Origin of the sequence: Xanthomonas translucens pv. cerealis, assembly GCF_006838285.1 — a bacterium.
In the GTDB taxonomy this organism is placed as follows: domain Bacteria; phylum Pseudomonadota; class Gammaproteobacteria; order Xanthomonadales; family Xanthomonadaceae; genus Xanthomonas_A; species Xanthomonas_A cerealis.
Map to the genome: position 1 here is coordinate 1,642,897 of NZ_CP038228.1, position 26,310 is coordinate 1,669,206.

A 26,310-nucleotide genomic window follows, 5' to 3' on the forward strand; every position below is an offset into this window, starting at 1 on the left:
CGACGGCAACGGCAGGAAAGACGCTGCCGGCACTCAAGTCCAGGCAAGCAGCTGCCGATATCTTTAGCATCGACAGTCATTCAGGACTGGCAGCACGTACCGTCGCCGCGGCGCCTTCGCCGTCCCGCGCGGCAGCGCGGCACCAGGCCATCCGAGGGAGTTTTCCATGTACGGTTCCAGTCGCCAATACGCCGAGCAATATCGCAAGATGAGCGTGTCCACCAGCATCACCGATGCCAACCCGCACAAGCTGGTGGCCTTGCTGTTCGCTGGCGCCTGCCAGCGTATCCGCCAGGCCCAGGCCTGCCTGGCGCAGGGCGATCAGGCGCGCAAGGGCAAGGCGATCGGCGAGGCTTGCGCCATCGTCGGCCACCTCAACGGCTCGCTGGACCACGAGGCCGGCGGCGAAATCGCGAATAACCTGTCGGCGTTGTACGACTACGTGATGCACCGGCTCACCGAAGCCAATCTGCACAACGACGACAGCGCGCTGGTCGAATCGCTGGAACTGCTCAGCGAGATCGATGCGGCGTGGAACGCCATTCCCGTCCAGCAGCGCGAACTCGCCGCGGTCGCCGCCCTATGATCGCCGTCAGCATCGAAGCGTTGCATGCAGAACTGCAGCAACTGCAGCAGGTGCTGCAGGGCGATGACCACGCGCTGGCCGAGCGCATGGTGTCCGAGCACGACCAGCATCTGCGCCAATACCTGAAGCAGGCCGTCAGCGACGTCTCCCGCGACGGCATCGGTTCGCTGCTGAAACTGCAGCAAGCGGTGATCGCGCAGATGCTGCAGGCGCGCGACGACGCCGGCGACTGGCTGCGCGCCAGCCGCGTGTCCAACAATGCCGCGCGCGCCTACTCGCAGGCCGGATCGCTGAGATGAACAGCGCCTCCGACGTCGCCGTCCACCACCCAGCCGAAGTCGAGTTGTTCCACGACACCCTCAGCTGCGAACTGGCGTTGCCGGCCGACTTCAGGCTCGGCAACAGCGTCGGCCGCTTCGGCGCCGGCGAAGCCCTGTTGCGCAGCCTGGCCCAGGTCGAAGACCTGCGCAGCGAAGACGGCGGCGAAGAGCGCAGCGAGCAACCGCTGCAGTTGCAGCGCATGGACGCCAAGCTCGACTTGATGCTGGTGCTGCTCGGCCGCCTGGCCCGGCAGCACGAGGAAGGTTTGCCGTTGCGCCCGCTACGATGGTCGCACCGAGGCTTGAGACTCGAATTGGGATCGCGTTCGGGCGCCCTTCCCGGCGCCGCCGGCCTGCTGCGCCTGCAGCCCTCGGACTGGCTGCCCGACCATCTCGAATTGCCGGTCCAGGTCGTGGCCGAAGCCGCCAGCGGCGGCGGTTTCCATCTCTGGCTACGATTCGAGACACAGCCGCCAAGCTTACAGGAAGCACTGGAACGGCACCTGTTTCGCCTGCATCGGAGGCAGATCGCCGACAACCGGCGCGGGCGCTGAGCCGACGCACGGTTGGCGGCGACCGCGCGCTCGGCTAAGGTGCGGGGCTAGAGAAAGAGACCTTCCCACCGTGCGAGTCATCATCGTCGACGATCACACCCTGGTCCGCGCCGGCCTGAGCCGGCTGTTGCAAACGTTCACGGACGTCGACGTGGTCGCCGAGGCCAGCAATGCGCAGCAGGCGGTGGACCTGGCCACCCTGCACCGCCCCGACCTGGTGCTGATGGACCTGTCGCTGCCCGGGCGCAGCGGCCTGGACGCGCTGACCGACGTGCTGCAGACCTCGCCCAAGACCCGCGTGGTGATGATGTCGATGCACGACGATCCAGTACACGTGCGCGATGCGCTGGACCGCGGCGCCACCGGCTTCGTGGTCAAGGACGCGGCGCCGCTGGAGCTGGAACTGGCGCTGCGTGCGGCCAGCGTCAACCAGATGTTCCTGAGCCCGCAGATTTCTTCGAAGATGATCGCGCCGATGCTCGGCCGCGAACGCCCGGTCGGCGTCGCCGCGCTGTCGCCGCGGCAGCGCGAGATCCTGCGCCAGATCGGCCGTGGCCAGAACAACAAGGAAATCGCCTCGGATCTGGGAATCAGCGTTAAGACCGTCGAAACCCACCGCGCGCGGATGATGGAGTCGCTGGGCTGCCGCCGCGCCAACGATCTGGTCCTACTGGCCGCGCGCCACCAGAACGAACTGATCTGAGGCCGGCAACGGGTTCCCGACGCGTCACACTGGCATGCCGCTTGCCTTAACCGGTCAGCTGCCGCCGTGAAACCGGCGAGGCCCGCCAGCCTTGGTTCCAGCGCGCCGACCAACCGCCGCTCCCTACATCGGCGTAAGGATTTTCCTTACAGAGTGTCGGGCATTTGACTACATCACGCAGAAACGTCCTGATTCTGTTACCGTCAGGTGGTAAGCACTATGCATTCCACGGGCGCCGGAGGGTTGGCGCCAAACCGAGGAAGTTCGCATGAAGCCGACCGTCACCACTCAGCTAGGCCAGCAACTCCACCTGACCCCGCAATTGCTGCAGTCGATCCGGCTGCTGCAACTGGATGGGATGCAACTGGAAATGGAAATCCGGCGCGCGCTGGAAACCAATCCATTGCTGGAACTGGAAGAGCCGGAAGGTGTGCTCGAGCCGGTGCTCGACCACGACAACGCGCTGGAAACCGCCGCGTTCGACGAACTGCCCGAATCCTCGATGTGGGACATTCCCGCCGCCGGCTGGAGCGAGGGCGAAGACGACCGCATGCAGCGCATCGCGGCCGGCGAGTCCACCGATCCGCAACTGCGCGTGCTGCAGCGCCTGGCGCTGGAACTGGACGAATCCGCATTGGAAGTGGCCGCGTTCTGGCTGGAGCACAGCGACGACGCCGGGTATCTCGACGGCGCGCTGGACACGCTGACCCTGCTCGCCTGCGCACGCTTCGACCGCTCCGCCGCGCAGGTGGAAGCGATCCGCCAGCGGCTGCTGCACGGAGACCCCGCCGGCCTGGCTTCCTGCGACCTGCGCGAATGCCTGAGCGTGCAGCTGGCCGCCCTGCCCGGCCGCGTCGCCGGCCGCCATCTGGCCACGCGCCTCCTCGCCGGCGACCTGAATCTGCTCGCCAGCCACGATTACCCGTTGCTCGCGCGCCAGCTCGATGCCGAGGCGGACGACGTACGCGAGGCGGTGCGGCTGATCCTGTCGCTGCAGCCGCGTCCGGGCGACAGCCTGCTGCCGGAGAACCTGGGCCACGTGATTCCCGACGTGGTCGCTTGGCATAGCGACGGCACCTGGCGGGTCGCGCTGAACCCGGCCACCACCCACCGCGTCAGCGTTAATCCGATGCACGAGCGCGCCCTGGCCGAGGCCGGCGAGGCCGCGGCGCCGCTGCGCGAAATGCTGCAGGAGGCGCGCTGGCTGACCCGCGGCCTGTCGATGCGCTACGAGACCCTGCTGCGCACCACCCGCGCCATCGTCGAGCGCCAGGCCGTGTTCCTGGTCAAGGGCGAGGAAGCGATGGCGCCGCTGACCCTGAAGGAAGTGGCCGACGCGATCGGCATGCACGAATCCACCGTATCGCGCATCACCACCGGCAAATACCTGCAGACTCCGCGTGGTACCTTCGAACTGAAGCATTTTTTCGCCGTGCGCCTGGAAGGCGCGGCGGTCTCGGGCCAGGCGGTACGCGCAATGGTGCGGCGCCTGATCGAATCCGAGCCCGCGGGGCGACCGCTGGCCGACGAGGCGATCGCCGCGCTGCTATCGCGACAGGGCGTGAACGTGGCCAGGCGTACGGTGGCCAAGTACCGCGAACAACTCGATATCGCCCCCGCCCGCGAACGCCGTCGCGCCAAGCCGCTGCTGGCCCGAGCGAGCTAAGGAAACAATGCACATGAACAAACTGTCCGTGCTTCTGGTCGACGACCACGAAGGTTTCATCAACGCGGCGATGCGCCACTTCCGCAAGCTCGACTGGATGGAAGTGATCGGCAGCGCCGCCAACGGCCTGGAGGCGATCGAGCGCTCCGAGTCGCTGCGCCCGCAGGTGGTGCTGATGGATCTGGCCATGCCGGAGATGGGCGGCCTGCAGGCCACGCGCCTGATCAAGACCCAGGACCAGGCCCCGTACATCGTGATCGCCAGCCATTTCGACGATGCCGAGCACCGCGAGCACGCCATGCGCGCCGGTGCCGACAACTTCGTCAGCAAGCTGTCTTACATCCAGGAAGTGATGCCGATCCTGGAGGGCTTACGCACAGAGGGAGTAGCGGCATGAGCGAATCGCGGATCCTGGTGATCGACGACGACGCGGTTCGCGCCGAGCGCACGGTGAGCCTGCTCGAATTCATGGACCTCAACCCGCGCTGGGTGACCGACGTGGCCGACGTCAACCCTGGCCGCCACCGGCAGAGCGAGTGGATGGCGATCCTGGTCGGCGGACTCGACGACCAAGCCCAGGCCGACGCGTTCTTCGGCTGGGTCGCGCGCAGTCCGCTGCCGCCGCCTGTGCTGCTGCTCAACGGCGAGGCGCAGGCGTTCGCGCAGCGCCACGGCCTACACGAGGCCAACGTGTGGCAGCTGGAAGCGCCGCTGCGCCACGCGCAGCTGGAAACCCTACTGCGCCGAGCCAGCCTCAAGCGTCTGGACGCAGAGCACCAAGCCGGCGCGGTGCAGGACAGCGGCCCGACCGGCAACAGCGACGCGGTGGTGCGGCTGCGGCGGCTGATCGACCAGGTCGCCGCGTTCGACACCACCGTGCTGGTGCTGGGCGAGTCCGGCACCGGCAAGGAAGTGGTGGCCCGCGCGATCCACCAGCAATCGCCGCGCCGCGACGGCCCGTTCGTGGCGATCAATTGCGGCGCGATCCCGCCGGATCTGCTGGAAAGCGAACTGTTCGGCCATGAGAAAGGCTCCTTCACCGGCGCGCTGTCCGCGCGCAAGGGCCGTTTCGAGATGGCCGAGGGCGGCACCCTGCTGCTCGACGAGATCGGCGACATGAGCCTGCCGATGCAGGTCAAGCTGCTGCGCGTGCTGCAGGAACGCAGCTTTGAGCGGGTCGGCGGCAACGTCACCATCCGCTGCAACGTGCGCGTGATCGCCGCCACCCACCGTAATCTGGAAGAGCGCATCGCCGGCAACCAGTTCCGCGAGGACCTGTTCTACCGGCTCAACGTGTTCCCGATCGAGATGCCCGCGCTGCGCGAGCGCAGCGACGACCTGCCGGCACTGGTCAACACCATCGCCGCGCAGTTGGCGCGGACCGGGCGCGGCGAAGTGCGCTTTTCCGAAGAAGCGCTGCAGGCGCTGCGCGGCTACGACTGGCCGGGCAACGTACGCGAGCTGACCAACCTGGTCGAGCGCCTGGCGGTGCTGCATCCCAGCGGCCTGGTGCGGGTGCAGGACCTGCCGGCGCGCTACCGCGGCGACTTCGCCTCCTCGATCGACGTGTCGGCACCGCCGGCGCCGATCGCCGCGCCGGATCCGCGCCGCCTGCCCAACGTGGTCGACCTGCACGTCGGTCCCAAGGCGCTGTCCGATCCGTCCGAGTCGGCCGCACAGGCCGCCGCGACGCTGCCGGAGAGTGGACTGGACCTGCGCGGGCACATGGCCAACATCGAACTGGCGCTGATCAACGAAGCGCTGGAGCGCACCCAAGGCGTGGTCGCGCATGCGGCGCAGCTGCTGGGCCTGCGTCGCACCACGCTGGTGGAGAAATTGCGCAAGTACGGCATCGACCGCGACCAGACCGAACTGGCCAGCTGAGGCCGCGGCCGGGGTCACCGCGTCGGCGCGCGCTTGCTGCGCTAGGCAACGACCGCGGTTCGAAACTGAAGTACCCTCACCCTTCGCATCGCATTGCTTGCCGGACGCGCCTCCGGGCGCACGATGGATGCGTCCGTGTCGCAGGCGATGGGGATCGCAGCGCGCCACGCTTCATGGCAGCCCTCGCGGAAGCAGTGGACACCTCTGTTGGCATATGGCTTGCTTGCAGAACAGGAACCACGTCGCAACGCGTCGCGCCGCGGATTTTCCACACGCACCCATGCAGGCCACCATGCCCATTCCCGTCACCAGCCCGCTGCTGCCTCCCCTGGACGAGTTCGTGCCGTACCTGGAGAAGATCTGGAGCAGCCGCATCCTGACCAATGGCGGCCAAATGCACCAGGCGCTGGAAAAGGCGCTGGCGGAGTACCTGGGCGTCGGCCATCTGGCGCTGTTGACCAACGGCACGCTGGCCTTGCTCACCGCGCTGCAGGCGCTGCGCGTCACCGGCGAGGTAATTACCACGCCCTACTCGTTCGTGGCCACCGCGCACGCGCTGCTTTGGAAAGGGATCAAGCCGGTGTTCGTCGATATCGACCCGGTCACCCTGAACCTGGATCCGCACAAGATCGAGGCGGCGATCACCCCGCAGACCACCGCGATCATGCCGGTGCACTGCTACGGCACGCCCTGCGACACCACCGCGATCGAGCGCATCGCCGACACCTACAACCTCAAGGTGATCTACGACGCCGCGCACGCCTTCGGGGTCAAGGACGACGGCGGTTCGATCCTGCGCCACGGCGACCTCAGCGTGCTCAGCTTTCACGCCACCAAGGTGTTCAACACCTTCGAGGGCGGTGCCATCGTCTGCCCCGACGCCAAGACCTACCAGCGCATCAGCCGCTTGAAGAACTTCGGCTTCGTCGACGAGACCACGGTAGTGGCCACCGGCATCAACGGCAAGATGAGCGAAGTGAACGCCGCCTTCGGCCTGCTGCAACTGCAGCACATCGATAGCGCGCTGGCGCAACGCCGCGAGATCGACGCCGACTACCGGCGACGCCTGGCGCAGGTCCCCGGCGTCCGTTGCCTGGCGCCGCGCTCGCCGGAAATGGCCAACTACGCCTCGTTCCCGATCCTGATCGAGGACGACTTTCCGCTGACCCGCGACGGCCTGCATCAACTGATGCGCGAGCACGAGATCCTGGTGCGCCGCTACTTCTATCCGCTGATCAGCGATTTCCCGATGTACCGCGGCCTGCCCTCGGCCGCGCCGGCCGGATTGCCGGTCGCGCGACAGATGGCAGAACGGGTGCTGTGCCTGCCGATCTATCCGGGCCTGAGCGACGGCGACGTGCAGACCATCGCCGGCCTGATCGCCAGCGCCGGCAGCGCAAGTTCAACCGCTGCAAAGACCGGCCGTCGGCTCCCGACGGCCCCCTCCTCCGACCACCCCGTGGAACAAGAATGAGCCAAGCAACGTTTATCGAGAATTTCCTGTCGGCGACCGATTTCCAGACTCCGGTCGAGGTGACGACGGACACCGTGCTGCGCGAGCTTCCCGAATGGGATTCGCTGGCCGCACTCGGTGTGATCGTGATGTTCGACATGGAATACGGCAAGACCATCACCGGCGAACACCTGGCCGCCGCCGTCACCGTCGGCGACCTCTACCAGCTGACCGAGGCGTAGCATGCCGACCTCCACCCTGCACAACGTGCGCTTTGCCGGCATGGCGACCTGCGTGCCCAAGCGCATCGTCTCCAACCTGACCGATTGCCGGCCGCAGATCCGTTCCGAGCGCGAGCGGCTGGTGCGCAACATCGGCATCGAGACCCGGCGCATGGCGCAGGAGTGGCAGTGTTTTTCCGATCTGGCGTTCGATGCCGCGCAGGGCCTGATCGAACGGCTGAAATGGCAGCGCGAGGAGATCGATGCGCTGATCGTGGTCACCCAGTCGCCGGACTATCCGATCCCGGCGACCGCGATCATCCTGCAGGACCGGCTGGGCCTGTCGCATGCCACCGTCGCCTTCGACGTCAACCTGGGCTGCTCGGCCTATCCGTTCGGCATCAACCTGCTGGGCTCGATGATCGCCGCCGGCGGGGTCAAGAAGGGCCTGCTGCTGGTGGGCGACCGCAGCGCGAATCTGGAGGACCCGATCTTCTCCGATTCCGGCACCGCCACCGCGCTGGAATTCAGCGCCGACGCCGCGCCGATGTATTTCGACCTCAACAGCGACGGCAGCGGCTACAAGGCGATCATCCTGCCGGTGGGCGGCCATCGCGAGCCGGTCGCCATCCAGCACCTGATGCCGTTCCGCGCCGACGAGAACGATTACTGGCACCGCGGCGTGGACCTGCAGCTGGACGGCGTGGCGGTGCTGAGCTTCTCCACCCAGCGGGTGCCGCAGGCGGTGCAGAAACTGCTCGACTACACCGGCGTGTCCAAGAACGAGATCGACTACTTCGTATTCCACCAGGCCAACCGGATGATCAACGAGACCATCCGCAAAAAGCTCGGCCTGCCGGTGGAGAAAGTGCCTTCGACCCTGCGCGACTTCGGCAACACCAGCGGCGCCTCGCTGCCGGTGACCATGACCGCGCGGATCAACAAGGAACTGGAATCGGGACGCAAGCGTGTGCTTCTGTGCGGCTTCGGCATCGGCCTGTCGTGGGGCAGCTGCCTGCTGGACATCGAGGGCGCGGTGTTTCCTGATCTGATCGAGTCGTGAGCATGATGTCTGTCGCAACGACCGACGCCTTCGGGCTGCAGGGCAAGACCATCCTGATAACCGGCGCCTCCTCGGGCATCGGCGCCGCCGTGGCCGCGCTGTGTGCGCGCCTGGGCGCGACGCTGGTGCTCAACGGGCGCGACGAGGACCGCCTGCAGGCGGTCGCCGACGCGCTGCACGGCGACGGCCACCGCAGCGTTGTCGGCGACCTCACCGAAGAGACCACACGCATCCGCCTGCTGGAAGCCGCAGAGCGCTACCACGGCCTGGCCTCGTGCGCCGGCATCGCCGCGCTGGTTCCGTTCCGCATGGCCGCTGAGAAACACCTGCAACAGATGCTGGCGGTGAACTACCTGGCGCCGATCGGCCTGACCCAGCAGTTGCTGGCCAAGCGCCGGCTGCACGAGGGCGCCTCGCTGGTGTACGTCTCCGCGTTGACCGCGCGCGCCGCGCCGCAAGCCAGCGCCGGCTACGCCGGGTCCAAGGCGGCGCTGGAAGCCGCGGTGCGTTCCTTCGCGCTGGAGCAGGCCAAGCACCGTATCCGCGCCAACTGCATCGCCCCCGGCTATGTGGATACGCCGATGCTGAGCAGGCTGGGCAGCACCGCGGACATGGACGACAAAATCGCACTGACCCCGCTGGGACGCATCGACCCCGCCGATATCGCCAACGGCGCGGCCTATCTCCTGTCCGACGCCAGCCGCTGGATCACCCGCAGCACCCTGACCATCGACGGCGGGCTGTCCCTGCCGATCCGCCTATGAACCTGGAGACCCCGATGTCCGTTGCGGAAACACCCGCCGCGCTGCTGCAGACGCTGTACGGCGTGCACGGCAAGACCATCCTGGTGACCGGTGCCTCCAAGGGCATCGGCGAGGCGGTGGCCAAGGCTTGCGCCGGCGCCGGTGCGCGTCTGCTGGTCGCCGGCCGCGACCTGCCGCGGCTGCAGGCCCTGCTGCAGACGCTGCCGGGCGACGGTCACCGCCTGTTCGCCGGCGACCTTTGCGATGCGGACACCGTGCAACGCCTGGCGGTGGAGAGCGGTCCGCTGGATGGCGTGGTGCATAGCGCCGGCATCCGTGGCCTGTCGCCGATGAAACTGGTCAGCGAGCGCTTCCTCAGCGAGGTGATGACGATCAACTACATCGCGCCGACGATGCTCACCCGGCATCTGCTCGCGCGCCAGGCGTTGCGCCCGGGCGGTTCCATCGTCTTCCTCTCCTCCATCGCCGCGCTCACCGGCACGGTCGGCGTCGGCCCCTACGCCGGCTCAAAGGCGGCGCTGATCGGCATGCTGCGGCCGCTGGCGCTGGAACTGGCACGGCGCCGGATCCGCGCCAATGCGCTGTGCCCGGGCTTGGTCGAGACATCGCTGATCAACGAGGACAAGGCCTGGTTCGAGGAAAGCCGCAAGCGCTATCCGCTGGGCATCGGCGACCCCAAAGACGTGGCCCTGGCCTGCCTGTACTTCCTCTCCGACGCCAGCAGCAAGGTCACTGGCCAAGCCTTCAGTATGGACGGCGGCGTGGAGTTCGCATGAGCCAGGCGCCTCCGCAGCACGTGCTGATCGTCGGTGCCGGCGGCTTCGGCCGCGGCATCGCGGCGATGGCCTGCAACGACGATCCGGGCTATGGGCAGGCCTGGGACATCAAGGGCTTTCTCGATAGCCGCAGCGCCCTGGGGGCCGGCCTGCGCTGGCCGCTGCTCGGCGACCCGGATACCTACCAGCCGGAACCCGGTGACCTGTTCGTGTGCGCGCTCGGGGACCCGGCCGCACGCCGACGCTACAGCCAGCCGCTGCTGGATCGCGGCGCCGACTTCATGGTGCTGCGCCCGCGCCTGCGCGAAGCGTCGGAAACGCCGATCGGCCGCGGCAGCCTGTTCGAGGTCGGCGTGTCGATCGGCGCGGACAGCCGCATCGGCGCGTTCGTCACCATCCTCGCCACCACCATCGTCGGCCACGACGTGGTCATCGGCGATTACGTGCAGATCGGCAACTTCGTGTTCGTCGGCGGCGGCGCGCGCATCGGCAACGACGTGGTCATCCACCCGCACGCCACCGTGCTGCCCGGCATCACGGTCGGCGACGGCGCGGTGATCGGCGCCGGCAGCGTGGTGGTCAAGGACGTGCCGCCCCATGTCACCGTCGCCGGAAACCCGGCGCGTACCATCTTCAGCCGCTGACCACGCGCGCAGGACGCCTTTCCGCATGACCCGCCACGCTCTCGACGCCGAGCACTACATCAGCCCGCAGAGCCTGCGCCTGGAACAGCAGCGGCTGTTCGGCAAGCTGTGGATCTTCGTCGGCTTCGCCTCAATGGTGCGCGAGCGCAACCAGTTCTTCGCGCGTCAGGTGGCCGGCGTGCCGGTGCTGGTGCAGCGCACCGAGGCCGGCATCCGCGCTTTCCTCAATCAGTGCCCGCACCGGCAGTCGGCGATCCAGACCGAATCGCACGGCAAGCGCCCGCTGGTCTGTCCGTACCACGCCTGGTCGTTCGGCGCCGAGGGCGAGCTGCGCGGGCTGCCCAACTCCGGCCTATACCAATTCACCGCCGAGGAGAAGGCCGGGATCTGCCTGACCAAGCTGCATCTGCAGCAGGTCGGCGAATTGCTGTTCGTGAACATGGCCGAGCAGCCGCTGCCGCTGCAAGAGCAGTTCGCGCCGGCGTTCCTTGAGAACCTGCGCGCGGCGGCCTCGCACGTGGATGCGCAATTGATCTACAGCTGCCACCGGGTGCGCTACAACTGGAAACTCAACATGGAGAACGTGAAGGACTACAACCATATCCCGTTCATCCATCCCAAGACCTTCAATCCGCTGATGACCGCCGCGCCCAAGCCGTCGGCGCACGTCGAGCGGCTGGCCGAGGTGCCCTCGGCGATCGAGCAGCTGCTGCAGGGGCGCGCGCGCGCGCCGCTGCACGCGCTGAGCTTTCCGGCCAAGGCCGAGATCGCGGCGCAGGACCACTGGTACCGCCCACTGTGCGAGCGCTACGGCGAGGATTCGGCGTTTTACAACTGGTTCCTGTACCCGAATGTGAACTTCTACAGCGTGCGCGGCGACTCCTTTGTGCTGCAGCAGTACGATCCGGTTTCGCCGCACGAGACCGACTATCACCTGTGGGTGGCGACCGCCCGGCGCAGGAGCGAGCGCACCGACTTCACCGCCCTGCTGAGCACGCTGATGCGCATCGAGCACCAGGTGATCGCCGAGGACACGGCGGTGCTGGAACGGCTGCAGGCCGGCCTGGGTGCGCATTCGCGCCCCTTCATGCACGGCGACTACGAGACCGAGCTGGTGCGCCAGCATCTGTGGTACCGCGCCAACGTGCTGGAGCAACCGGCATGAAGACGCTGGTGCTGATCGGCCTGGGTCATGCGCTGGAGCAGGCGCAACGCACCGCGCAAGCCTGCGGCCTGGCGCACGTGGGCATTGCCCTGGAATCGCCGGACCGCTACAACTTCGACCTGAACGCCCTGCACGCCAGCCATCCGCCCGCGGCAACCAACGTGTTCGTCGCCATGGACGAACGCGCAGTGAACCAGTCGCGGCACAGGCTGCTCGCCGACGTGCGCCTGGCCGGCTACGGCAGCATCGACCTGGTGTGGCCGCAGGCGCACATCGATGCCGGCGTGCGCCTGCTCGGCAACGTGCATGTGGGACCGGGCTGCAACCTGGCGGCCGGCAGCAACATCGGCGCCGGCAGCTGGCTAGAACGCCAGGTGATGGTCGAACAGGACGTGCGCGTCGGCGCCTGCGTCACCCTGAATGCCGGCGTGCACCTTGGCCGCGGCACACAGATCGGCCAGGGTAGCACCCTGGGCGGCGGCAGCATGACCCGCAGCGGCGCCAGGATCGGCCGGCACTGCGAATGGTTGCTGCCCGGCACCCTGCCGGATGTGCTGCAGGACCGCTGCTTCTACGACGCACTGATGCCTGGTGGAGCCCGGATCCTGCGTTGATCCTAACGCCGCGCTCTACGCAACAGCAATTGCAACGATCTGATCTCATGCTGCATCGCACCAGCAATATGGCATCGCCTGGCCTGTCCGATTCAGTACGGCTGAACCCAAACGCCGCTGCGCAAGCTGGGATGCATGCACAGTTTACGTCTCGCGTGCTTCGCTAGGATCAATCATCCGCAGTGTTCGCGGCGCGACCTGACCACGCTACGAAGCGACGCGCAGCCAACCCCTATTTTCATCACTCGCGCGCCCGCGAGGCGCGCCCCTTTCGAGTGAAGCCATGACCGACCCTCTGGCCGCGCTTCAGCGCGAGCGGACCTGATCGATGCTTGCAAACGCGCCGGCGGTGCAATGTTTCTGCCCCCCAATTTTTACCTAGCGAAAGTCTTCGCCGCCGCTGCGGCCGCTGCATTGCGCGCAAGGCTCCCGGCGTCCAGATCGTCGCAGTGGTCGACGTACTGGATGCGAAAGCCACGCCGGTCAACGGCTTCGATGCAGCACTGCCGACGGACAACAATTTCAGACTAATTACTGCTGCGATCCCAGATTGTTGAGCTGCGCGAAGCACGTACGACGCCGCGCCATCTTTAGAAGGGGATTTTCACATGTATCCATTTCTTTCCAGGCAAACGCTCGCAAAAGATGTCTTGAAGTTGCGCGACCTGCTTTTGCGACCCAACGGACCTTTCCCCGCTTGGCTTGACCAGTCCCCCACAGACTTTCTGGCAAGCAAGAAATTCGTCGTTTGCGGATCGGTTTGCCGCCCAGAAATCCGCGTGCTGGCGAAGTCTGCAAATGTCATCGCCATCGTCGACGACTTCCTGCATGAGCGTCAAAGCCATATCTTTGGAGTTCCTTTAATCAGCTCCGACACTTGGGTGAGCCTAGCTGGGGGTCACTCGGATATCGTGTCCTGCATCCTTACTCCAGGCGGCACGGCATTCCAGCACTTCACCAAAGTCGCCAATCAGTGGAACTTGCCGACCCTCCTTCCTTTGCAATTCCTGCATTTGCTGAAATCAAGCAATATTGACCACGGCGGAGAAGCGGGGCGTTTTTTCTTGTATGGCTATGAATTCTTCAGTCACACTATTGAGAATGCTGATCGGCTCGTCGAATTGAGCGACTACTTGGTCGACGACTACTCTCGCACCACATGGCTATGCATCCTCCTTTATCGAATGACATTAAATCCTTTCTACCTTGAAGCATGTGCCGTCGGCCACAACAGCGAAAAATTCAACCTAAATTCCTATTCCATAAATCGTCAATTCTTTGATTTCAATAATCAGGAAGTCTATGTCGATGGCGGCGCATTCGACGGCGACACTATCGAGAGTTTCTTGCGCGCCTGCATGGGAAATTTTAAGAAAATTCACTCTTTTGAGCCTTCCAGATACAACAACCAACTGATTCGCAAACGCCTTAGTGCACTACAGGATCAGTATCTACAGCCATTACGGTCGTCCGTCATTCTGCACGAAAATGGATTATGGGACAGCAATACGATCCTGAAGTTCAATCCAGGCCAAACCGTTCCTATTTTCGAAGGTACCGGGATCGCCCAAACCCAATCCGCTCACCTGGTGGAATCGAATATAGTTAGTCACATATATGAAAATTCGCGTGAAGACGACGTCTCGACAACCGTACCTGTTACAACTATCGATGATGCCACGGAAGAAACGGCAACATTCATAAAACTGGAAATCGAGGGATCAGAACTAAAAGCAGTTCATGGCGCAAAAAAAACAATAGAAAAGAATCGTCCGCAGATGGCCATTTCCATCTACCATAAGCCCGAGGATTTATTGACACTAACGAACTTCGTCTTAGAGACAGACAAAGATTACAAGCTCGGCTTTCGGCAGCATAACCGCTTATGCCCTGATGCAATGGTTCTGTATTGCTTTTAGGAAAGGCATGAACAAAGCAGCCTGACATGCCACAATGGCTCACCAACCACCTTTCGCAGCACTTTCGATTTACGTCTGCACCGTCTTCTGTTGCGTCAAATGGACGCCGAGCCTGGCAACCTGATCGCGACGCTCCTGCAATGAAAGGATCTCAAGAACCACGACCGCGAAAAATTTTTTGAAATAATTTTGCACCCCATTACACATAGTGAAGGAATTCACATACCCCAGTCGGTCAGGCGTTAGCCAGAAGCCTGATGCAGTTAAGAGCCACCACTTTGCGGTGATGGCTCACCGCAAAGAAATCAGCATAGCGCTGTGGAAGCGCATCCACCCCTTGATCCCGGTCGTGCCGCCTTCGCCCAAGGGCGGTAGGCCGCGCGTAGACGACCAAAGCGCACTCAGCGGCATCGTGTACGTGCTGCGCACTGGCATCGCGTGGGAGGATCTGCCCCAGGAACTTGGCTACGGCAGCGGCATGACCTGCTGGCGCCGATTGCGTGACTGGCAGGCCGCGGGTGTATGGCACCGTCTGCATCAGGTGTTGCTGGCCGAACTTCGCCGCGCCGACCGGCTCGATTTCAGCCGGGCCAGCCTGGACGCGGCCAGCGTGGCCTCCCCCCGGGGGGCGCCTATACGGGGCCGAACCCGACCGACCGCGGCAAACGCGGCAGCAAGCGGCACGTGATCACGGATCGGCACGGCGTTCCCCTGGCGTTCTGCGTGACCGGGGCCAACCGGCACGATTCGGTCGTGTTCGAGGAACTGGTCGATGCATTGCCCTCCATTGCCGGCAAACCTGGACGGCCACGACGCTGGCCGGACAAGCTGCATGCCGACAAGGCCTACGACATGGATCGGTGCCGGGACCACCTGAAGCGACGAGGGATGACCCCACGCATCGCCCGCAAGGGCGTGGAACGCAACGATCACCTGGGCCGATACCGCTGGGTAGTTGAACGCACGCATGCCTGGTTTGCCGGCATGGGAAAACTGCGGACCCGCTTCGAACGCCGGATTGATATCCACCTGGCTTTGCTGTCCATGGCCTGTTGCGTCATCTGCCTACGGCGACTTCCAGAGTTTTGTTAGCCGCTCTTAGTCAGGCGCCCCCCCCTTTCGGTGTAACAACATTGGGTTGGCATGACTATTGCATCCTGGGTATGCCCTTTTTGGATGACGATGTCTTCATGATTGATCCCGCGATAGTCAGCATCGTCATGCCGGCCTACAAGCTGCGCTACTTCGAGAAGGCGCTCGACAGCGTGCTGGCCCAGACCTATCCGGCGCTGGAACTGGTCATCTGCGACGACAACCCCACTCAGGCGATCGCCGAGGTGGTGGAACGTCGAGCGCCCGGCTCGCCATTCCCGATCCGCTATCACCGCAATCCGGAGCGCTTCGGCGAACTCGGCAGCACCATCGAGGGCATCGGCCTGGCCCGGGGCGAGTACGTCAAGTTCCTGCACGACGACGACATGCTGGCGCCAGACTGCGTCGCCGCGCTGGTTCAGGCCATGCAGTCCGCTCCCGACGTGGCGCTGGCCTCCTCGCGCCGGCAGCGCATCGACGGCGACGACGCGCCGCTGCCGGACATCCACGCCACCAGCTTCCCGTTCGCCGGCGACGTGGTGCTCGACGGCCCCGAACTGCTGTCCTTCCTCGCCGATCACACCATCAACTTCATCGGCGAGCCCAGCTGCGTGCTGTGCCGGCGCCAGGATCTGCTGGAGATCGGCGACCAGCTGATGATGCTCGATGGCCGGGTGATCCATTGGGTCGGCGATCTGGCGCTGTACGCCAAGCTGCTGCACCGCGGCAACCTGGCCCTGCTGGCCAGGCCGCTGACCCGCTTCCGGGTATCGCAGGACCAATACAGCCAGGCCGGCCGCGACCGGCCGGGGATCGGCGACCAGGGCCACGACGATTTCCGCCGCGGCGTGCGTGCCATGGGCTGGTACCACGGCGACGGCGACGCACGCCTGGTCCATGTAGCACCGCTGGACGGAGGCCACGCCGAACCAGTCGATCTGCTACAGGCGATCCAGGCCGCGTATGCGCGCGGCCGCGCCCAGCTGGCGCTGCGCGACTGGCAGGCGCAGCGGCAGCTGCCGCCGGCCCAGCGCGCCCTGTTCGACACGCGCCTGGCCGAACTGGGCGGCGGCGCGCGGCTCGCGGTGCTGCTGGACGCGCGCAACGCCGACACGGCCGCGCTGCACGCCAGCCTGCACAGTCTGCTGCTGGACGGCGCCGCCTTCGCCACGCTGAGCGTGGCCGTGCTCGGCGCCGCGACGGCCACGCCGTGGCCGGATCCGCGGGTCCGGCATCTGCCGCTGGCGTCAACCGACGAGGCCGCCGACCGCAACGCCGCACTGGCCGAACTCGGCCACGCGGACTGGTTACTGTGCGCCAGCGCCGGCACCCGTTTCTGCGCAGGCGGCCTGCTGCGGTTGCTGCTGGAGCTGGTGCAGCAGCCGCACTGCAGCGCGCTGTATGCCGACGAATGGCTGGCGCTGGACGGCCAGACCCTGGCGCCGGTGCTGCGCCCGGATCCAGATCTGGACCTGCTGCTGGGCAATCCGCTGGCGACCGCCGGGCATTGGGTGTTCCGCCGCGCGCTGGTGCAGGAACTGGGCGGGTTCGATCCCGATCACGACGGCGCACTGGAACTGGAACTGATCCTGCGCCTGTTCCAGCGCGATGCCGGCGCCAGCATCGCGCATCTGCCCGAGCCGCTGCTGATCGCGACGGCGGCCGACGCCGCCGCGGGCGCCGAGGCGCGCCAGCGCGCAGTCGCCAGCCACCTGCGCGCGCGCGGTTACGCGGCCGCGCAGGTGCATGCGCTGCCAGGCGGGCTGCAGCGCATCGACTACGGCCACGCCCAGCAAGCGCCGGTCTCGATCGTGACCATCGCCCAGGACAATCTGCCGGCACTGCAGCGCCTGGTGGTCGGCCTGCTCGAGACCACCGCCTACCCGGCCTACGAACTGTTGCTGGTGGACAATGCCAGCGACTCGCCGACAATCGGCGCATGGATGCAGGCGGTGGCCGAACTCGGCAACGGCCGCATCCGCGTGTTCGCGCTGGAGCAACGCGTGGCCCAGGCCGAGGCGCGCAACCTGGCCGCGACCCAGGCGCAGGGCGACTACCTGCTATTCCTGGACGCCGACAGCGCCGTGGTCCAGGGCCGCTGGCTGCACGAACTGATGAACCACGCGCAGCGCCCGGAGGTCGGCATCGTCGGAGCCAAGGGCGTGTCCGCGGACGCCACCATCACCCACGCCGGTCTGCTGCCGGGGCTGTTGCCCGGCGCCGGCCATGCCTTCGCCGGCGAGCCGATGGCGCAGTCCGGCTACATGGGACGGTTGCAGGTGGCGCACCGCTATAGTGCCGTGTCCGAGCGCTGCATGCTGGTGCGGCGCGAACTGTTCGAGCGGCTGTCCGGGTTCGATGCGGGCGGGTTCGGCGACGGTGGTGCCGACGTGGACCTGTGCCTGCGCGCCGCCGCGCTGGGCGAATGGACCCTGTGGACGCCGGAAGCGCTGCTGCTGCAGCCCGCCGCGCCGCCACGGCCGCAAAGCGCCGACGACGCGCTGCTGCAACGCTGGCTACCGGTCATGGCACACGATCCGGCCTACTCGCCGAGCCTGGGCCTGGAGAAGCCGGGCGGCTTCAAGCTGGGCGAATCCGAGTTCTCCTGGCAGCCGCTGGCGTGGAAGCCGCTGCCGCGGATCCTGGCGCATCCCGGCGACGCGTTCGGCAGCGGCCACTACCGGGTGATCCAGCCGTTCCAGGCGCTGGCCGAGGCCGGGCAGATCGACGGCGTCTACTACGCGCGCCTGCTCGACCCGGTGGAGATGGAGCGCATCGCCCCCGATGCGGTGGTGGTGCAACGCCGGGTCGGCGACGTCGAGCTGGCGAAGATGGAGCGCATGCGCCGCTTTTCCACCGCGTTCAAGGTCTACGAGCTGGACGACTACCTGCCCAACCTGCCGCTGAAGAGCGTGCATCGCGAGCAGATGCCCAAGGATGTGCTGCGCTCGCTGCGCCGCGCCGCGACGCTGGTGGACCGGGTGGTGGTGTCCACCCCTGCCCTGGCCGAGGCCCTGGCCGGCCTGCATGCGGACATCCGCGTGGTCCACAACCGGCTGGATCCGCGCATGTGGGGCGATCTGGCCGTAACCGCCGCAACCGGCAGCGGTGGCAAGCCGCGGGTCGGCTGGGCCGGCGGCGCCAGCCATACCGGCGACCTGGAACTGATCGCCGACGTGGTGCAGGCGCTGGCCGGCGAGGTGCACTGGGTGTTCATGGGCATGTGCCCGGAGCGGCTGCGCCCACACGTGGCCGAGGTGCACCCGGGCGTGGACTTCGAACGCTATCCGCAGGCCCTGGCCGCGCTGCGCCTGGACCTGGCGCTGGCGCCGCTGGAAGACAACCTGTTCAACCGCTGCAAGAGCAACCTGCGCCTGCTCGAATACGGCGCCTGCGGCTACCCGGTGATCGCCAGCGACCTGCCGCCGTACCAGGGCGGGCTGCCGGCAACCCTGGTCAAGCACCGCTTCCGCGACTGGGTCAACGCGATCCGCCAGCACCTGGCCGATGCCGACGCCAGCGCCGCGGCCGGGTCCGCGCTGCACGCGGCAGTACGCCGCGATTGGATGCTGCAGGGCGCCAACCTGCAGGCCTGGCACGCCGCGTGGCTGCCGGACTGAGCCGCCTGCCCGCCACGGCCGACATCCGCGCCAGGGTCTAGCCCGCAGCCGCGCGGCACCGGCCCCGGGCGCAAGGCGTCAATCGGCCGACACTGGCGGCCGAGACCCTCAGCCGCACCGCGCCGGGAAGCCGACGCCGGCACCTGGCGGGCGGCAAACGCCGCAATGCGCCGCGCCTTCGCCACGCCTGTCCAGGCAGCCGATCGCGGCGCCCGCGGTTTCGGCACACCGCTTGCATCCATCCCGGGTAGCCGCCCCCGGCATGGACATCCCCGTATGAGCGACTCCATCAGTTCCATCCTCTCGCAGATCCGCAGCTACCAGAGCCAGGTCGGCCAGGCCGCGCCTGCGCAGGTGGCCGATGCCGGGCGCAGCAATGCGATCGAGGGCCTGACCGGGACCCAGGGCACGCAGGGCCCGAGCTTCAGCGACACCCTGCGCAGCGCGATCAGCGGCGTCAACGAAACCCAGCAGAAGGCCGGCGATCTGGCCAAGGCCTTCGAAATGGGCGACCCCAACGCCGGCCTGGCCAAGGTGATGATGGCCGCGCAACAGTCCCAGGTGGCGTTCCGCGCCACCGTGGAAGTCCGCAACCGACTCGTCCAGGCGTACCAGGACGTGATGAACATGCCGCTGTAAGGTAGACAACGATGGCTCTTGCGCTCAGCAAAGACACTCTCAGCGGCGAAAAGGCAGGCGCCTGGTTCGATCGCCTGCAGAGTCTGCAGATCACCCGCCGCATCGGACTGATGGCGATGATCGCCGTGGCCGTAGCCGCGGGCCTGTTCGTGTTCTTCTGGTCGCAGAAGCCCGCCTACACCCCGCTGTACACCGGCCTGGACGAAAAAGGCACGGCCGAGGCCACCGATCTGCTGCGCACCGCGCAGATCCCGTTCAAGCTCGACCAGACCACCGGCGCGATTACCGTGCCGGAGGACAAGCTCTACGACGCGCGGCTGAAGCTGGCCGGCTCCGGCCTGACCGAGAACGGCGGCAACATGGGCTTCGAGGTCATGGAGAAGGATCCGGGCTTCGGCGTCAGCCAGTTCGTCGAGAACGCCCGCTACCAGCACGCGCTGGAGACCGAACTGGCGCGCACCATCGCCAGCCTGCGCCCGGTGCGCGAGGCGCGGGTGCACCTGGCCATTCCCAAGCCCAGCGCGTTCACCCGCCAGCGCGACGTGGCCAGCGCCTCGGTGGTACTGGAACTGCGCGGCGGCACCACCCTGGAGCGCAACCAGGTCGATGCGATCGTCAACATGGTCGCCTCCAGCATCCCCGACCTGACCCCGGAGCGGGTCACCGTGGTCGACCAGAGCGGGCGCATGCTGACCATCGCCGACCCGAACAGCGACGCGGCCCTGAACGCGGCCCAGTTCGAGCAGGTGCGGCGCCAGGAAAGCTCCTACAACCAGCGCATCCGCGAGCTGCTGGAGCCGATGACCGGCCCCGGCCGGGTCAATCCGGAAGTCAGCGTGGACATGGATTTCTCGGTCACCGAGGAAGCGCGAGAGCTGTACAACGGCGAGCCGCCGAAGCTGCGCAGCGAGCAGGTCAGCGACAGCAGCACCGCCGCGGCCGGCCCGCAGGGCATCCCCGGCGCGACCAGCAACTCGCCGCCCGGCGCCGCCGCGCCCGGCCAGCCCGGCGCCGCCGGCACCCCAGGCGCCACGCCGGCCAACGCCCAGCAGGCGGCCGCCGCGACCCCGACAGAAAGCTCAAAGAGCGCCACCCGCAACTACGAGCTGGACCGCACCCTGCAGCACACCCGGCAGCCGCCGGGCCGGATCAAGCGCGTGTCGGTGGCGGTGCTGGTCGACCATGTGCCGCGCCCCGGCGCCAAGGGCAAGATGGTCGAGCAGGCGCTCAGCGCCGCCGAGCTGACCCGCATCGAAGGCCTGGTCAAGCAGGCGGTCGGCTTCAACGCCGAGCGCGGCGACACCGTGTCGGTGATGAACGCCCCGTTCGTGCGCGAAGCGCCGGAAGCGGCGGACAAGCCGGGTTGGTGGGAAGACCCGCGGGTGATGAACGGCTTGCGCCTGCTGCTCGGCGCGGCGGTGGTGCTGGCCCTGCTGTTCGGCGTACTGCGCCCGGCGCTGCGCCAGATCGCCGGCCCGGCGCCGGCCAAGAATGCCGGCAAGGACAAGTCCGAGCCGCACAACGCCAATGTGTCGATGCTGGACGACGACGACCCGCTGCTGCCGTCGATGGCCGACGACACCGCCAGCATCGCCAGCGGCAGCCGTCCCGCGATCGCCCTGCCCGACGCCTACGAAGAGCGTCTGCGCCTGGCGCGCGAAGCGGTCAAGCAGGATTCCAAGCGTGTCGCGCAAGTCGTGAAAGGATGGGTGGCCAGTGAAGCCTGATGCAGCTGCAATGAACGGGACCCAGCGCGCCGCTGTGCTGCTGCTGTCGCTCGGCGAAAGCGATGCGGCCGAAGTGCTCAAACACATGGACCCCAAGGAGGTGCAGAAGATCGGCATCGCCATGGCCACCATGAGCGGCATCTCGCGCGACCAGGTCGAGAAGGTGATGGACGAGTTCAATGCCGAACTCGGTAGCAAGACCTCGCTGGGCGTGGGCGCCGACGACTACATCCGCAACGTGCTGGTGCAGGCGCTGGGCGCGGACAAGGCCGGTGGCCTGATCGACCGCATCCTGCTCGGCCGCAACACCACCGGCCTGGACACGCTGAAGTGGATGGACCCGCGCGCGGTCGCCGATCTGGTGCGCAACGAGCATCCGCAGATCATCGCCATCGTCATGGCGCACCTGGACAGCGACCAGGCCGCCGAAGCGCTGAAGCTGCTGCCCGAGCGCGTGCGCGCCGATGTGCTGATGCGCATCGCCACCCTCGACGGCATCCCACCGAACGCGCTGAACGAACTCAACGAGATCATGGAGCGCCAGTTCTCCGGCAACCAGGGCCTGAAATCGTCCAACGTCGGCGGGATCAAGGTCGCCGCCAACATCCTCAACTTCATGGACAGCGGCCAGGACCAGGGCGTGCTAGCGGCGATCGGCAAGATCGACGCCGAGCTCAGCACCCGCATCCAGGACCTGATGTTCGTGTTCGACAACCTGGTCGAACTGGAAGACCGCGCGCTGCAGACCCTGCTGCGCGAAGTCAGCGGCGACCGCCTCGGCCTGGCCCTGCGCGGCGCCGACATCAAGGTGCGCGAGAAGATCACCAAGAACATGTCGCAGCGCGCCGCCGAGATCCTGCTCGAGGACATGGAAGCGCGCGGCCCGGTGCGCCTGGCCGATGTGGAAGGCGCGCAGAAGGAAATCCTCACGATCGTGCGCCGGCTGGCCGATGAGGGCGTGATCAGCCTCGGCGGCGCCGGTGCGGAGGCGATGGTATGAGCGGCAATGTGGTGCGCTGGTTCGCGCCGGAGCTCAATGCCGCGCCGGCAGCGGAGCCGCAGTTCGAGGACGCCTTGCCCGAAGAGCCGGTACTGCGCCCGCCGACCCTGGAAGACATCCAGGCGATCGAGTCAGCCGCACAGCACGAAGGCTTCGAGCGCGGCCATGCCGAAGGCCTGGCCCAGGGCCAGGCCGAGATCCGCCGTCTGACCGCGCAGATCGAAGGCATCCTGGACAACTTCTCGCGGCCGCTGGCACGGCTGGAAAACGAAGTGGTCGGCGCGCTCGGCGAACTGGCCGTGCGCATCGCCGGCAGCCTGGTCGGACGCGCTTACGAGGCCGATCCGGCGCTGCTGGCGGACCTGGCCGGCGAAGCGCTGGACGCGGTCGGCGGCGCGCGCCGCGAGGTCGAGGTGCGCCTGCACCCGGACGACATCGCCGCGCTGACCCCGCTGCTGGCCTCGATGGCCGACGGCACCCGGCTGGTGCCGGACCTGACCCTGAGCCGCGGCGACCTGCGCGTACATGCCGAAGCGGTACGTATCGACGGCACCCTGGAAGCGCGCCTGCGCGCGGCGCTGGAGACGGTGCTGCGCAAGTCCGGAGCGGGCCTGTGAGCGCGCTGTCCGGCACCCATCCGGCCGACTGGCTGGACGCGCGCAACCTGCGCCTGGCCTCGCGCCTGGGCCAGCTCGGCCTCGACGCCGCCGCCGGCCGCGGCCTGATCCGCGAAGGCATCCTGCGCCGCGCAGTCGGTCTGACCCTGGAAGCGGTCGGCTGCGAGGCGCCGATGGGCGCCACCTGCCGGGTCGAGGTGGACGGCGGCTGGGTCGATGCCGAAGTGGTCGGCTTCTCCGGCGAACGCACCTCGCTGATGCCCAGCGCCGAAACCCATGGCCTGCTGCCCAACGCGCGGGTGGTGCCGGTGCGCCGCCGCGGCGGCGTGGAAGTGGGCGAAGGCCTGCTCGGCCGGGTCATCGATTCGGACGGCGTGCCGCTGGACGGCAAGGGCCCGATCCGCGCCGAAGGCTCGGTCGGCATGGCCGGCATCTCGATCAACCCGTTGGCACGCGAGCCGATCACCATGCCACTGGACGTGGGCGTGCGCGCGATCAACGCGCTGCTGCCGATCGGCCGCGGCCAGCGCGTGGGCCTGTTCGCCGGCTCCGGCGTCGGCAAGTCCACCCTGCTCGGGATGATGACCCGCTACACCGCCGCCGACGTGATCGTGGTCGGCCTGATCGGCGAACGCGGCCGCGAAGTGCGCGATTTCGTCGAGACCACGCTGGGCGAGGAAGGCCTGCGCCGCGCCGTGGTCGTAGCCGCGCCGGCCGACCGCCCGCCGCTGGCGCGCCTGCATGGCGCCTACCGCGCCACCGCAATCGCCGAATGGTTCCGCGACCAGGGCCTGAACGTGCTGCTGCTGATGGATTCGCTGACCCGCTTCGCCCAGGCGCAGCGCGAGATCGGCCTGTCGGTCGGCGAGCCGCCGACCACCCGCGGCTATCCGCCGTCGGTGTTCGCCAAGCTGCCGGCGCTGGTCGAGCGCGCCGGCAACGGCGCCAAGGGCCGCGGCTCGATCACCGCGTTCTACACCGTGCTGACCGAAGGCGACGATCCGCAGGACCCGATCGCCGACGCTGCCCGCGCCATCCTGGACGGCCACATCCTGCTGTCGCGGCGCGTCGCCGACAGCGGCCTGTATCCGGCCATCGACGTGGAATCTTCGGTCAGCCGCGTGGTCCAGGACATCGCCGACGAGCCGTGGCGGCTGCGCATCCGCGCGCTGAAACGGCTGGTCTCGGCTTACTCGGCCAACCGCGACCTGATCACCATCGGCGCCTACCAGCGCGGCAACGATGCGGCCGTGGACGAGGCGCTGGAGCGCTGGCCGGAGATCATGGAATTCCTCGGACAGGATGTCGCCAAGGCCGCAGATCTGCCCCACAGCCAGGCCGCGTTGAAGCGCCTGGTCGAACGTGAGAACTAAGCGATGATGCAATCACAGCGTATCGACCCCCTGCTCCGCCGCGCCCAGCAGCGTGAGGATGAGGTCGCCCGCGATCTGGCCGAGCGCCAGCGCGCGCTGGAGACACACGAGTCCAGGCTGGAAGAACTGCGCCGCTACGCCGAGGAATACGCCAGCAGCCAGATGTCCGCGACCAGCCTGGCGCAACTGGCCAACCGCCGCGCGTTCCTGGATCGCCTGGAAAGCGCCGTGCAGCAGCAGTGCCAGACCGTGGACCGCAATCGCGAGAAGGTGGAAATGGAGCGCAGCCGGCTATTGCTGGCCAGCCGCGACAAGCAGGTACTGGAACAACTGGCGGCCAGCTACCGCGCCCAGGAACGCAAGGTCGACGACCGCCGCAGCCAGCGCGAGATGGACGACCTCGGCGCGCGCCGGGTGCGCCTGGCGGTGGCCGCGGCCGACAGCGACAACGACAACGGAGACAGCCGATGAATAACGCACTTTCCGCGCTGGGCGGCAACGCCCGCCTCGGCGCACCAAGCAGCAGCGCAGATCCGCAGGGCCAGGGCCGCAGCGGCGGCCAGGACTTCGACAAGCTGCTCGGCAATGACAGCGCGCGCGCCGCGCCCAAGCCGGCACCACGGCCGAACGCCAACAAGGCGCAGCAGGCCGCGGCCGACAAGAAGGACGCGGCTGCGAAGCGCCCGCAGACCGAGGAAGACACCGCCAGCGAGCCGGCGCGCAGCGCGCAGGCCGGCACCCAGGCCGCGCGCGACACCCAGAAGAGCAGCGACGAGTCCAAAGCCCCGACCAAGGCTCCGGCCAAGGGCGCCAAAGCCGACGCCAAGCAGGATGAGGACAGCGAGGAAGACGCCGGCTGGCCGCCGGCCGGCCTGGCCGGCATCGGCATGAGCCTGTTGCCGACGCTGGCGGCCGCGCTGCCGGCGGCAAGCGCCGGTCCGCTGGGTGCGGCCGGGCTGGCGATCGGCGTCGCTGGCGCCGCTGCCCAGGGCGTGGCCGCGCTGCTCGGCGGCGACACCCTGACTGCAGCGGCCGGCGCCGATCCCGCCGCCGCCGCGGCCGCGACCGCCGCCGCGCCGGCGACCGCCGCAGGCAGTACCGGCGCCAGCGCCGCAGGCGGCTTCGGCGGCATGCTGGCGCAGGTTGCCGGAGCCGCGGCGCAGGCGGCCGGCGGCGGCGACGCGGCACCGGTCGCCGCGCTGGCGAGCGCCGCGGACAAGAGCGCCGACCGCGGCAGCGATGTCGCCAGCACCGGCACCGATCCGATCAACCTGCTGGCGACGGCAGGGATCCACGCGCCGGCGCGCAGCGCCGACCCCGCCGCGCCGTTCGCCGGCTCGCCGACCCCGACCCCGAACCTGCACGGCGACCACTTCGACGACGAACTGGGCGCACGCATGAGCTGGCTGGCGGACCAGAAGATCGGCCACGCGCACATCAAGCTCAGCCCGGCCGAGCTGGGCCCGGTCGAAGTGCGCCTGCATCTGAACGGCGACCAGGTCAACGCCAGCTTCTCCAGCGCCCAGCCGGAAGTGCGCCAGGCGCTGGAGAACAGCCTGCCGCGACTGCGCGAAATGCTCGGCCAGCACGGCTTCCAGCTCGGCCAGGCCGACGTCGGTCAGCAGCAACAGCAGGCCTCGCAGAACGCACGGCAAGGCGGCGGGTCGAACGGCGGCAATGCCGGCGGCGGCGCTGGCGACGAGCTGCTGGGCAGCGTCGGGATTCCGTCGGTGGTGCTGCGCCAGCGCGGCCTGCTCGACGCCTACGCTTAATCCAGCGGCAGCATCGCGCGGCCGGACCGACGCCGGTCGCTCCTTGCGAGGGGCTTCAGCCCCGACGGGCATCACCGATAAAGCCCGTCGGGACTGAAGTGCCTCCCACAAAAGGCCGCATCGGCGGGCCGCCACGGC

The 26,310-nt window shown here is 67.6% G+C and carries 25 protein-coding genes; all 25 read left to right on the forward strand.

The window, feature by feature from the left end; translation table 11 throughout:
• Positions 1-166 precede the first annotated feature (166 nt).
• The 25 genes from fliS to E4A48_RS07440 all read left to right on the forward strand — a co-directional run bounded on the left by fliS (position 167) and on the right by E4A48_RS07440 (position 26,172).
• Positions 167-586 (forward strand): flagellar export chaperone FliS, encoded by a 420-nt coding sequence (gene fliS, locus E4A48_RS07320; RefSeq protein WP_039010050.1) that lies wholly within the window; start codon positions 167-169, stop codon positions 584-586.
• Complete coding sequence (locus E4A48_RS07325) at positions 583-885, forward strand: hypothetical protein (protein ID WP_142742143.1); 303 nt, start codon at positions 583-585, stop codon at positions 883-885. The genes fliS and E4A48_RS07325 overlap by 4 nt, the downstream gene beginning before the upstream one ends.
• A complete protein-coding gene (locus tag E4A48_RS07330; protein ID WP_039010054.1) occupies positions 882-1,460 on the forward strand; it encodes a PilZ domain-containing protein in 579 nt (192 codons plus the stop codon). Before E4A48_RS07325 ends, E4A48_RS07330 begins: the two co-directional genes overlap by 4 nt.
• A 70-nt stretch (positions 1,461-1,530) precedes the next feature.
• Positions 1,531-2,163, forward strand: a complete 633-nt coding sequence (locus tag E4A48_RS07335; RefSeq protein WP_039010056.1) for a response regulator — start codon at positions 1,531-1,533, stop codon at positions 2,161-2,163.
• Positions 2,164-2,431: 268 nt separating this feature from the next.
• Positions 2,432-3,829 (forward strand): RNA polymerase factor sigma-54, encoded by a 1,398-nt coding sequence (rpoN, locus tag E4A48_RS07340; protein WP_039010057.1) that lies wholly within the window; start codon positions 2,432-2,434, stop codon positions 3,827-3,829.
• A 13-nt stretch (positions 3,830-3,842) separates the two neighbouring features.
• Positions 3,843-4,226, forward strand: a complete 384-nt coding sequence (locus E4A48_RS07345) for a response regulator (RefSeq protein WP_003466870.1) — start codon at positions 3,843-3,845, stop codon at positions 4,224-4,226.
• The gene (locus tag E4A48_RS07350) at positions 4,223-5,713 is read left to right on the forward strand and encodes a sigma-54 dependent transcriptional regulator (protein ID WP_039010059.1); all 1,491 of its coding nucleotides are present in this window, start codon (positions 4,223-4,225) and stop codon (positions 5,711-5,713) included. Before E4A48_RS07345 ends, E4A48_RS07350 begins: the two co-directional genes overlap by 4 nt.
• A 292-nt stretch (positions 5,714-6,005) precedes the next feature.
• A complete protein-coding gene (locus tag E4A48_RS07355) occupies positions 6,006-7,187 on the forward strand; it encodes a DegT/DnrJ/EryC1/StrS family aminotransferase (RefSeq protein ID WP_142742144.1) in 1,182 nt (393 codons plus the stop codon).
• Positions 7,184-7,408, forward strand: coding sequence for an acyl carrier protein (locus E4A48_RS07360; RefSeq protein ID WP_003466862.1), 225 nt, complete (start codon positions 7,184-7,186; stop codon positions 7,406-7,408). Before E4A48_RS07355 ends, E4A48_RS07360 begins: the two co-directional genes overlap by 4 nt.
• Before the next feature lies 1 nt (position 7,409).
• Positions 7,410-8,450: a ketoacyl-ACP synthase III gene (locus tag E4A48_RS07365; protein ID WP_142742145.1), complete on the forward strand. Its 1,041-nt coding sequence runs from the start codon at positions 7,410-7,412 to the stop codon at positions 8,448-8,450.
• 5 nt (positions 8,451-8,455) lie between these two features.
• Positions 8,456-9,214, forward strand: coding sequence for an SDR family NAD(P)-dependent oxidoreductase (locus E4A48_RS07370; RefSeq protein ID WP_237654667.1), 759 nt, complete (start codon positions 8,456-8,458; stop codon positions 9,212-9,214).
• Positions 9,211-9,990 (forward strand): SDR family NAD(P)-dependent oxidoreductase, encoded by a 780-nt coding sequence (locus E4A48_RS07375; RefSeq protein ID WP_230812527.1) that lies wholly within the window; start codon positions 9,211-9,213, stop codon positions 9,988-9,990. The genes E4A48_RS07370 and E4A48_RS07375 overlap by 4 nt, the downstream gene beginning before the upstream one ends.
• Positions 9,987-10,634, forward strand: a complete 648-nt coding sequence (locus E4A48_RS07380; protein ID WP_058196186.1) for a NeuD/PglB/VioB family sugar acetyltransferase — start codon at positions 9,987-9,989, stop codon at positions 10,632-10,634. The genes E4A48_RS07375 and E4A48_RS07380 overlap by 4 nt, the downstream gene beginning before the upstream one ends.
• Before the next feature lie 25 nt (positions 10,635-10,659).
• Positions 10,660-11,799 carry an aromatic ring-hydroxylating oxygenase subunit alpha gene (locus tag E4A48_RS07385; RefSeq protein WP_142742146.1) on the forward strand — a complete coding sequence of 380 codons (1,140 nt, stop codon included), beginning with the start codon at positions 10,660-10,662 and terminating at the stop codon, positions 11,797-11,799.
• A complete protein-coding gene (locus E4A48_RS07390; RefSeq protein WP_142742147.1) occupies positions 11,796-12,413 on the forward strand; it encodes an LbetaH domain-containing protein in 618 nt (205 codons plus the stop codon). Before E4A48_RS07385 ends, E4A48_RS07390 begins: the two co-directional genes overlap by 4 nt.
• A 608-nt stretch (positions 12,414-13,021) precedes the next feature.
• Entirely contained in the window at positions 13,022-14,332 is a 1,311-nt protein-coding gene (locus E4A48_RS07395) for an FkbM family methyltransferase (RefSeq protein WP_142742148.1), read from the forward strand.
• Between the two features lie 286 nt (positions 14,333-14,618).
• Positions 14,619-15,424, forward strand: a protein-coding gene (locus E4A48_RS07400; RefSeq protein ID WP_142742149.1) for an IS5 family transposase whose coding sequence is annotated in 2 segments (ribosomal slippage) — positions 14,619-14,949 and positions 14,949-15,424 — 807 coding nt in all. Because the reading frame shifts where the segments join, the coding sequence is not laid out codon by codon here.
• Between the two features lie 98 nt (positions 15,425-15,522).
• Entirely contained in the window at positions 15,523-19,044 is a 3,522-nt protein-coding gene (locus E4A48_RS07405) for a glycosyltransferase (protein ID WP_142742150.1), read from the forward strand.
• A 276-nt stretch (positions 19,045-19,320) separates the two neighbouring features.
• Entirely contained in the window at positions 19,321-19,683 is a 363-nt protein-coding gene (gene fliE, locus E4A48_RS07410) for a flagellar hook-basal body complex protein FliE (protein ID WP_003472382.1), read from the forward strand.
• An 11-nt stretch (positions 19,684-19,694) separates the two neighbouring features.
• Complete coding sequence (gene fliF / locus E4A48_RS07415; RefSeq protein WP_039005101.1) at positions 19,695-21,410, forward strand: flagellar basal-body MS-ring/collar protein FliF; 1,716 nt, start codon at positions 19,695-19,697, stop codon at positions 21,408-21,410.
• Positions 21,411-21,420: 10 nt separating this feature from the next.
• On the forward strand, positions 21,421-22,410 hold the full coding sequence (gene fliG, locus E4A48_RS07420; protein ID WP_039005100.1) for a flagellar motor switch protein FliG: 990 nt from the start codon (positions 21,421-21,423) through the stop codon (positions 22,408-22,410).
• Positions 22,407-23,027 (forward strand): FliH/SctL family protein, encoded by a 621-nt coding sequence (locus tag E4A48_RS07425; protein WP_039005099.1) that lies wholly within the window; start codon positions 22,407-22,409, stop codon positions 23,025-23,027. Before fliG ends, E4A48_RS07425 begins: the two co-directional genes overlap by 4 nt.
• A complete protein-coding gene (locus tag E4A48_RS07430) occupies positions 23,024-24,400 on the forward strand; it encodes a FliI/YscN family ATPase (protein WP_003472374.1) in 1,377 nt (458 codons plus the stop codon). Before E4A48_RS07425 ends, E4A48_RS07430 begins: the two co-directional genes overlap by 4 nt.
• Positions 24,401-24,403: 3 nt before the next feature.
• A complete protein-coding gene (gene fliJ, locus E4A48_RS07435) occupies positions 24,404-24,871 on the forward strand; it encodes a flagellar export protein FliJ (RefSeq protein ID WP_039005098.1) in 468 nt (155 codons plus the stop codon).
• Positions 24,868-26,172 (forward strand): flagellar hook-length control protein FliK, encoded by a 1,305-nt coding sequence (locus E4A48_RS07440; protein WP_142742151.1) that lies wholly within the window; start codon positions 24,868-24,870, stop codon positions 26,170-26,172. The genes fliJ and E4A48_RS07440 overlap by 4 nt, the downstream gene beginning before the upstream one ends.
• The last annotated feature ends 138 nt before the right edge of the window (positions 26,173-26,310 follow it).

Excerpts from the sequence above, each read along its gene's own strand:
- E4A48_RS07380 (WP_058196186.1), top strand. The coding sequence starts at position 9,987 with ATGAGCCAGGCGCCTCCGCAGCACGTGCTGATCGTCGGTGCCGGCGGC.
- E4A48_RS07345 (WP_003466870.1), top strand. The coding sequence starts at position 3,843 with ATGAACAAACTGTCCGTGCTTCTGGTCGACGACCACGAAGGTTTCATC.
- fliS (WP_039010050.1), top strand. The coding sequence starts at position 167 with ATGTACGGTTCCAGTCGCCAATACGCCGAGCAATATCGCAAGATGAGC.
- fliE (WP_003472382.1), top strand. The coding sequence starts at position 19,321 with ATGAGCGACTCCATCAGTTCCATCCTCTCGCAGATCCGCAGCTACCAG.
- E4A48_RS07330 (WP_039010054.1), top strand. The coding sequence starts at position 882 with ATGAACAGCGCCTCCGACGTCGCCGTCCACCACCCAGCCGAAGTCGAG.
- rpoN (WP_039010057.1), top strand. The coding sequence starts at position 2,432 with ATGAAGCCGACCGTCACCACTCAGCTAGGCCAGCAACTCCACCTGACC.
- fliF (WP_039005101.1), top strand. The coding sequence starts at position 19,695 with ATGGCTCTTGCGCTCAGCAAAGACACTCTCAGCGGCGAAAAGGCAGGC.
- E4A48_RS07350 (WP_039010059.1), top strand. The coding sequence starts at position 4,223 with ATGAGCGAATCGCGGATCCTGGTGATCGACGACGACGCGGTTCGCGCC.
- E4A48_RS07405 (WP_142742150.1), top strand. The coding sequence starts at position 15,523 with ATGATTGATCCCGCGATAGTCAGCATCGTCATGCCGGCCTACAAGCTG.
- E4A48_RS07375 (WP_230812527.1), top strand. The coding sequence starts at position 9,211 with ATGAACCTGGAGACCCCGATGTCCGTTGCGGAAACACCCGCCGCGCTG.
- fliJ (WP_039005098.1), top strand. The coding sequence starts at position 24,404 with ATGATGCAATCACAGCGTATCGACCCCCTGCTCCGCCGCGCCCAGCAG.
- E4A48_RS07390 (WP_142742147.1), top strand. The coding sequence starts at position 11,796 with ATGAAGACGCTGGTGCTGATCGGCCTGGGTCATGCGCTGGAGCAGGCG.
- E4A48_RS07325 (WP_142742143.1), top strand. The coding sequence starts at position 583 with ATGATCGCCGTCAGCATCGAAGCGTTGCATGCAGAACTGCAGCAACTG.
- E4A48_RS07425 (WP_039005099.1), top strand. The coding sequence starts at position 22,407 with ATGAGCGGCAATGTGGTGCGCTGGTTCGCGCCGGAGCTCAATGCCGCG.
- E4A48_RS07365 (WP_142742145.1), top strand. The coding sequence starts at position 7,410 with ATGCCGACCTCCACCCTGCACAACGTGCGCTTTGCCGGCATGGCGACC.
- E4A48_RS07385 (WP_142742146.1), top strand. The coding sequence starts at position 10,660 with ATGACCCGCCACGCTCTCGACGCCGAGCACTACATCAGCCCGCAGAGC.
- E4A48_RS07395 (WP_142742148.1), top strand. The coding sequence starts at position 13,022 with ATGTATCCATTTCTTTCCAGGCAAACGCTCGCAAAAGATGTCTTGAAG.
- E4A48_RS07360 (WP_003466862.1), top strand. The coding sequence starts at position 7,184 with ATGAGCCAAGCAACGTTTATCGAGAATTTCCTGTCGGCGACCGATTTC.
- E4A48_RS07355 (WP_142742144.1), top strand. The coding sequence starts at position 6,006 with ATGCCCATTCCCGTCACCAGCCCGCTGCTGCCTCCCCTGGACGAGTTC.
- E4A48_RS07370 (WP_237654667.1), top strand. The coding sequence starts at position 8,456 with ATGTCTGTCGCAACGACCGACGCCTTCGGGCTGCAGGGCAAGACCATC.
- E4A48_RS07440 (WP_142742151.1), top strand. The coding sequence starts at position 24,868 with ATGAATAACGCACTTTCCGCGCTGGGCGGCAACGCCCGCCTCGGCGCA.
- fliG (WP_039005100.1), top strand. The coding sequence starts at position 21,421 with ATGAACGGGACCCAGCGCGCCGCTGTGCTGCTGCTGTCGCTCGGCGAA.